Annotated in this window: 8 protein-coding genes; all 8 read right to left on the bottom strand. The window is 70.6% G+C overall.

From position 1 onward, the window contains the following. Positions 1-142 precede the first annotated feature (142 nt). The gene (locus tag ABZY12_RS34120; RefSeq protein WP_356897313.1) at positions 143-1,201 is read right to left on the bottom strand and encodes a lysophospholipid acyltransferase family protein; all 1,059 of its coding nucleotides are present in this window, start codon (positions 1,199-1,201) and stop codon (positions 143-145) included. 15 nt (positions 1,202-1,216) lie between these two features. Beyond that, entirely contained in the window at positions 1,217-2,266 is a 1,050-nt protein-coding gene (locus ABZY12_RS34115; protein WP_356897315.1) for an NAD-dependent epimerase/dehydratase family protein, read from the bottom strand. A 181-nt stretch (positions 2,267-2,447) separates the two neighbouring features. Beyond that, a complete protein-coding gene (locus ABZY12_RS34110) occupies positions 2,448-2,546 on the bottom strand; it encodes an AURKAIP1/COX24 domain-containing protein (protein WP_003948845.1) in 99 nt (32 codons plus the stop codon). 132 nt (positions 2,547-2,678) lie between these two features. Further along, positions 2,679-2,888, bottom strand: coding sequence for a helix-turn-helix domain-containing protein (locus ABZY12_RS34105; protein ID WP_158988220.1), 210 nt, complete (start codon positions 2,886-2,888; stop codon positions 2,679-2,681). 128 nt (positions 2,889-3,016) lie between these two features. Next, positions 3,017-3,832, bottom strand: coding sequence for a phosphatase (locus tag ABZY12_RS34100; protein ID WP_356897310.1), 816 nt, complete (start codon positions 3,830-3,832; stop codon positions 3,017-3,019). 108 nt (positions 3,833-3,940) lie between these two features. Continuing rightward, the gene (locus ABZY12_RS34095; protein WP_356897308.1) at positions 3,941-5,119 is read right to left on the bottom strand and encodes an acetoin utilization protein AcuC; all 1,179 of its coding nucleotides are present in this window, start codon (positions 5,117-5,119) and stop codon (positions 3,941-3,943) included. Next, entirely contained in the window at positions 5,088-6,287 is a 1,200-nt protein-coding gene (locus ABZY12_RS34090) for an MFS transporter (protein ID WP_356897306.1), read from the bottom strand. Before ABZY12_RS34090 ends, ABZY12_RS34095 begins: the two co-directional genes overlap by 32 nt. Positions 6,288-6,352: 65 nt before the next feature. Next, positions 6,353-6,997, bottom strand: a complete 645-nt coding sequence (locus ABZY12_RS34085) for an HAD family hydrolase (protein ID WP_356897304.1) — start codon at positions 6,995-6,997, stop codon at positions 6,353-6,355. Positions 6,998-7,104: the final 107 nt, after the last annotated feature.

Here is a 7,104-nt window from a genome sequence, read left to right as displayed (position 1 = left end):
TCTCACGCCGCGAGCTGCGCAAGTACGGAAGCATCGACGAGCACCTGGCCGCGCACGCCCTCGATCCGGCGGGCCTGCGGGCCTCCGCGGAGGGGGCGCCCCACACTCGTACCGCCGGAAGAGCACCGCCGGTGGAACACCGTCAGAAGAACACGGACCGCCGCTGCACCAACAGCTTGTACAGGGTGTGCTGGATCTGCTCCCGCACCTGGTCCGTCAGATTGAACATCAGCATCGGATCCTCCACCGCCTCCGGCGCATAGCCGTCCGTCGCGATCGGCTCGCCGAACTGGATCGTCCACTTCGTCGGCAGCGGCACCATCCCCAACGGCCCCAGCCAGGGGAAGGTCGGCGTGATCGGGAAGTACGGGATGCCCAGCACCCGGGCCAGTGTCTTCGCGTTGCCGATCATCGGGTAGATCTCCTCCGCACCCACGATCGAGCACGGCACGATCGGCACCCCGGCCCGCAGCGCCGTCGACACGAACCCGCCCCGCCCGAAGCGCTGGAGCTTGTACCGCTCGCCGAACGGCTTCCCGATGCCCTTGAACCCCTCCGGCATCACGCCCACGATCTCCCCGGACCGCAGCAGCCGCTCCGCGTCCTCCGCGCACGCCAACGTGGACCCGGCCTTGCGGGCCAGCTCGTTGACGACGGGCAGCATGAAGACCAGGTCGGCGGCGAGCAGCCGCAGATGACGGCCCGCCGGGTGGTTGTCGTGCACGGCGACCTGCATCATCAGGCCGTCCAGCGGCAGCGTCCCGGAGTGGTTGGCGACCACCAGGGCACCGCCCTCGGCCGGGATGTTCTCGATGCCCTTCACTTCCACCCGGAAGTACTTCGCGTACAGCGGTCGCAGCAGCGACATCAGGACCTGGTCGGTGAGCTCCTTGTCGTAGCCGAACTCGTCGACCTCGTACTCACCCGTCACCCGCCGCCGCAGAAAGGCGAGCCCGCCCGCGAGCCGCCGCTCCCAGTCTCCCCCGCCGCCACGCTCCGGCGCGGACACGGCGCTCTCGGCCTCCTGCGGCTCCGGAGAAGGCTCCGCGCCCTTGGAGGGCGCCGTCGCACCCGTCATGGGCTCCTCGGGGCCGTGCTGCCCCGGCAGGGCGCGCACGGCGGCCTCCTGGCCGGCCCTGGTGGGCCGGCGCCGAGCGCGTGAGCGGTCGTCGTCGAACGGAATGACCTTGGCGTCCGCCATCGTTACGTGGGCTCCTTAGTCGCCGCTCTCAACAGGGGTGTGTGCCAGCCGGTCCGCGACCCGGTCCACCGCCCCGGCCAGGCGCTCCGGCGGCAGCAGCCCCGGCCCCCGGCTGCCCGCGAAGTCCGCGAAGGTCTCCGCGGTGGTGAACCGTGGTGCGAACCCGAGTGTCTCGCGCATCTGGACCGTGGAGACGACCCGGCCGTGCGTGAGGAGACGGATCTGCTCGGGCGAGAAGTCGGTGACCCCGACCGTCCGCAGCGCGGAGCCGACCCAGGTCACCGCGGGCAGCGGCACCGGCACGGTCGGCCGCCCCAGCCGCCGTGCGCACTGCGAGAGGAGCAGCACACCGTCACCCGCCACATTGAACGTGCCGCTGTTCAGCGTCGCGCGCCGCGGCTCCCTCGACGCCAGGTGCAGCACGTCGATCACATCGTCCTCGTGGACGAACTGCAGCCGGGGGTCGTATCCGAAGACGGTCGGCATGACGGGCAGCGACAGATACTCGGCGAGCGGCGAGTCCACCCGCGGCCCGAGGATGTTCGCGAACCGCAGCACGCACACGGCCACGTCCGGACGGCGCCTGGCGAAGCCCCGTACGTACCCCTCGACCTCGACCGCGTCCTTCGCGAAGCCCCCGCTGGGAAGGGACTTGGGCGGTGTCGTCTCCATGAAGACGGCCGGATCGCGGGGGGCGGAGCCGTACACGCTCGTACTCGACTTGATCACGAGCCGGGTGATCCGCGGCGACTTCTGGCAGGCCCCCAGGAGTTGCATGGTGCCGATGACGTTGGTCTCCTTGACCGACGTACGGCCGCCGGCGCCGAGCGCCGTACCGGTGACGTCCATATGGACGACCGTGTCCACTTCGTGCTCGGCGAGCACCTTGGCGATGGCCGGCTGGCGGATGTCCGCCCGGACGAAATCGGCTCCGCCGAGGTCGTGCGCAGGCGCGACCGCGTCCACGGCGACCACCCGGTCCACGTCGGGGTCCCGCTGGACCCGCCGCACGAAACGGCCTGCGAGATGCCGGGCCGCACCGGTGACGAGCACGACCTTGCCCAAGATCCGCGCCTTCCGTCGGTTCCTTCCCACGGGTTCTCCCCAGGGCCTGTGCGCCACCGTAGCGCTTCCATGTCGCCCCGCGACGGCCGCCGTGGGCAACAGGACGAAAAAGGCGTGGCCCCCCACCGAACCGGTGGGGGGCCACGCCCGACGCACAAACAGCCGTCGTTACAGCCGTCGCTTACTTCTTGTTGCGACGCTGAACGCGGGTGCGCTTGAGCAGCTTGCGGTGCTTCTTCTTGGCCATCCGCTTACGCCGCTTCTTGATAACAGAGCCCACGACTACCCTCGCTCACTTCTCTTCACTCGGTGCGGGGCGTCTGGGCCCACACGACCTACGTCGGCCTAGCCTACCGGCACGAGCGCCGACGTCGTAATCCGAGGGGTACGAGAGCTCCCGGCCGCGCGCTCGCTACGCGGTCTCCACCCCCACGAAAGACTCCCTGAGGTACTCGTGAACCGCCTGTTCCGGGACCCGGAAGGACCTGCCCACCCGGATCGCCGGCAGATGACCGCTGTGCACCAAGCGGTACACGGTCATCTTCGACACTCGCATCACCGAGGCGACTTCCGCCACGGTCAGAAACTTGACCTCGTTGAGAGGCCGATCGCCAGCAGCCATGACCCACCTGTACCTTCCGCACACGACGCCCACCGGCTTCCCCTCCGGTGACCCTGCGTCGCTGTGCGCTCACGCTCCAGACTAGGGGCGGGTGGTACGAGTGGGGAAGAGGAGCAGCCATCGGCCGTTTACCGTGACAGACACGCTCGATTGAGTACATAGCGAGTAAGTGGGCGGTAGTAGTCCGCCCGTACGCCGTCATCGAGCGGAACAGCCACGGACACCTGCCCCTCCGCCTCGCCGACGAACAGCGCGGGATCGTCCGTGTCGGCCAGCCCGATGGCCTCGATACCCAGCTGACCTGCCCCGCAGACCCAGCCGTGGTCTCCGACGACCAGTTCCGGAAGCGGCCAGCCGCCCTCCACCGCACCCTCCAGAGCGGCCCTGACCGGCAGCGGGGAATGCGTGTGCGCCCCCGTCTCGCGCCCGGCGGCCGACAGACCGGGCTCTCGCACCATCGCGACACCTCGTACGTAGTCGAGGAGGTACGTGCGTAGACCGAACCGGGTCGTTATGTCGACACATCGCCCCTGCGCGGGTGTGAGGACAAGACATCCCACCGCTGACAAAGCGTCTGCGAGTGCTGCGTAGAACCCGAGCAGACGATGCGGATGCCCGGTCCCGAACAGCACCGGGGACCCCCGCCGCGCGGCCTCGCCCAGCCGCGCCGCGAACGCGTCGAGCGCGCTCAACGTCCGCTCCGGATCGATGACATCGGGCCCGGCGCGGTGCGCCGGATCCCGGGAGACCCCGCACTTGTCGGCCATGAGCTGGAGTAACTCCGGCTCACCCCACACCCACTCGGGATCGAGCCCCAGCATCACGCGTGGATCCCGCGCGGCGAAGAGGCGGTAACTCCGCAGGCTCTCCTCCCGCGAGGTCGCCACGGTCCCGGCCAGCCCCGCCGCCAACAGATGCGCCCGCAGCGCCCCGGTACTCAGCACCTCTCGATGCTGCCCGAGGCCGACTGCCGAGGGGTCAGAACCGCCGGAGAACCCACCGTTGGCGTAACCGGCGACGACGGGGCCCCGGCGCCCGGCCGCTGGGTTTCGCTAGGCCAGCAACCCCCGCAGCGGGAACACCGCCCGCCTCGTCGCCAGCACCGCCTGGTCCAGCCGGTCCGCCGGGTCGTACCCCTCCGCCCAGTCCCGCCACTCCACCGGCCACCGGCCGTCCGTCATCCGCGCGGGCCCCGGTTGCCGCGTCCGCGCGTACACCTCGTCCCGCCACGACGACGGGATGACCGACTCCGGCTCGACCGGAGCGTGCGCCGCGATCCCCACCAGGTGCGTCCACGACCGCGGTACGACATCGACCACCGCGTAGCCGCCCCCGCCGAGCGCGACCCACCTCCCGCCCTCGACGTGCGCGTGCGCCAGGTCGTGGCAGGCCGACTGCACCGCCCGCTGCGCGTCCAGCGACACCGCCAGATGGGCCAACGGATCCTCGAAATGGGTGTCCGCCCCGTGCTGCGTCACCAGCACCTGGGGCCGGAAGTCCGCGATCAGCTCGGGCACCACCGCGTGGAAGGCCCGCAGCCACCCCGCGTCCCCGGTCCCCGCCGGCAGGGCCACGTTCACCGCGGAGCCCTCGCCCGGACCCGCCGCGCCCGTCTCCTCGGGCCACCCCGTCTGCGGGAAGAGGGTGCTCGGATGCTCGTGCAGGGAGATCGTCAGCACCCGCGGGTCCTCCCAGAACGCGGCCTGCACCCCGTCCCCGTGGTGCACGTCCACGTCCACGTACGCGACCCGCTCCACGCCCAGCTCCAGCAGCCGGGCGATCGCCAGGGAAGCGTCGTTGTAGATGCAGAAGCCGGACGCGCTTCCGGGCATCGCGTGGTGCAGCCCGCCCGCGAAGTTCACCGCGTGCGCGGCCTCCCCCCGCCACACCGCCTCGGCCGCCGCCACCGACTGCCCGGCGATCAGCGCCGAGACCTCGTGCATCCCGGCGAACGCCGGGTCGTCGACGGTCCCCAGGCCGTACGACTGGTCCGCGGCCCTCGGGTTCGCCGAGGCCGCCCGGACCGCGGCCACGTAGTCCTCGCGGTGCACGAGCCGCAGCGTCGAGTCCCCGACCGGCTTCGCCGTCACCACGTCCACGGCGCGATCGAGCCCGTACGCCCGCACCAACCCCATGGTCAGCGCGAGCCGAACGGGATCCATCGGGTGCTCGGACCCGAAGTCGTACCCCGTGACAGCTTCATCCCACATCAACAGTGCGCGGCCGCTCATGCCCGTCACCGTATCGGGCTCGTTGAGAACCGAACGACGTGGCGTACACCACCGTCACCAGGACCAGCACCATCGGCACGAGCATCGCGCCCCGGTAGCTCCACGCGTCCCCGAGCGCCCCCACGAGCGGGGACCCGATCAGGAACCCCACGTAGTTGAAGACGTTCAGCCGCGCCACAGCCGTGTCACTGGCCCCGGGGAACAGCCGTCCGGCGGCGGCGAACGTCTGCGGCACGATGACGCTCAGCCCGAGCCCGAGCACCGTGAACCCCGCCACGCCCACCCACGCCGCCGGCGCCAGCGCCACCACGGCGAACCCGAGCGCCGCGAGCACGGCACCGGACCGCACGACCGTCTCCGCCCCCAGCCGCCGCACCCCGAAGTCCCCCACGGTCCGCCCGAGCAGGGTGGTGACCATGTACGCGTTGTACGGCACGGTCGCGAGCTCCTCCGAGCCACCGAGCACGTCCTGCAGGTACTTCGCGGACCAGTTCGACACCGTGGAGTCCCCGATGTACGCGAAGGTCATGACGAGACAGAGCGGCAGCAGCAGCGTGAACCCGACCGCCCTGCTGCCGGCCTCGCCCGCCTCCTGCGCGGGTGCCGGTTTCCCGTCCGCGTACCACCGGCTGCCGAGGAGCGCGACGGGCAGGAGCACGGCCACCACCGGCAGGTACGAGACGAACAGCGGAAGGTCCCCGCGCGCCCCCACCCAGGCGAGCGAGGCGCCCGCGATGCCGCCCAGGCTGTACGCGGCGTGGAAGCCGAGCATGATGCTCCGCCCGTACGCCCGTTGGAGGCTCACCCCGAGCATGTTCATCGCCGCGTCCAGCGCGCCGACCGCGAGCCCGAACACCCCCAGCGCGACGGCGGCCTGCCACATCCGGTTCCCGGCCCCGACCCCGAGCAGCGCCAGAAGGACGACCGGCTGCGCCCAGCGCAGCACCCTCGCGGGTCCCACACGCGCCACGACCTTCTCGGTGGCCACGCTGGCCACACCGGCGAGGATCGGCACGGCGGCCAGGAACACCGGCAGCAGCGCGTCGGAGATCCCGTACCGATCCTGGATCGCGGGTATTCGCGTCACCAGGAGCGCGAACGTCACCCCTTGCACGAAGAAGCTGACCGCCAGAGATCCCCGCCCCCGCCGCAACCGCGCATCCGTCATGGCGGCACAGCGTAGGACCCGGACCTACCCATGGGTAGGCGGATCACGCCACCAATCTCATGGGGTCATCCGAGCAGGGCAAGGAGTTCACGCATGTCGCCGAAGAACCCGTTGGCTCCCACGAGCCTCTCCTCGGGCGTCATCGCGGTGAACCCGTAGACGTCCATCCCGGCGGCGCGTGCCGCCTGGACACCGAGCCGACTGTCCTCGACGACCACGCACCGCTCGGGTGCGACCCCCATACGGGCGGCGGCATGGAGAAAGAGGTCGGGGGCCGGCTTGCCCCGGCCGACGTCCTCGGCGCTGAAGATGTTCTCGTCCCGGAACCATCCGTCGAGGTGGGTCGTCCGGTGTCCGACCCGGATCCGCTCATGGCTGCCGGAGGAGGCCACACAGTACGGGACACCGTCCACGACCAGCTGCTTCAGCAGCTCCGTCACCCCGGCGACGGCCTCCAACTCCCGCTCGAACGCGGCGAACACCCGTGCGTGCAGGATCTCGTCGAAGTCGGCCGGCAGCCGCTGCCCGGTCCGCTCCCCGATCAGGTCGTGTACGCGGTGAATCGCGGCGCCCATGTAGTCGCGCAGCGAGTCCTCGTACGAGGTGGGGTGCCCGAGTTCGGTGAGGTAGCCGGCCAGGATGGTGTTGGAGATCGGCTCGCTGTCGACGAGCACACCATCGTTGTCAAAGATGACCAGGTCATAGCGCATGGTCGTACCCTAAACGCAGAAAAGCCCCGCACCAGAAGGTGCGGGGCTTTCCCACAATGATTGTTCGGCGGCGTCCTACTCTCCCACAGGGTCCCCCCTGCAGTACC

Source organism: Streptomyces sp. NPDC006551, from assembly GCF_040611675.1.
GTDB lineage: Bacteria > Actinomycetota > Actinomycetes > Streptomycetales > Streptomycetaceae > Streptomyces.
This window is presented reverse-complemented; position numbering and strand designations above follow the sequence as displayed.

Excerpts from the sequence above, each read along its gene's own strand:
- ABZY12_RS34120 (WP_356897313.1), bottom strand. The coding sequence starts at position 1,201 with ATGGCGGACGCCAAGGTCATTCCGTTCGACGACGACCGCTCACGCGCT.
- ABZY12_RS34105 (WP_158988220.1), bottom strand. The coding sequence starts at position 2,888 with ATGGCTGCTGGCGATCGGCCTCTCAACGAGGTCAAGTTTCTGACCGTG.
- ABZY12_RS34095 (WP_356897308.1), bottom strand. The coding sequence starts at position 5,119 with ATGAGCGGCCGCGCACTGTTGATGTGGGATGAAGCTGTCACGGGGTAC.
- ABZY12_RS34090 (WP_356897306.1), bottom strand. The coding sequence starts at position 6,287 with ATGACGGATGCGCGGTTGCGGCGGGGGCGGGGATCTCTGGCGGTCAGC.
- ABZY12_RS34085 (WP_356897304.1), bottom strand. The coding sequence starts at position 6,997 with ATGCGCTATGACCTGGTCATCTTTGACAACGATGGTGTGCTCGTCGAC.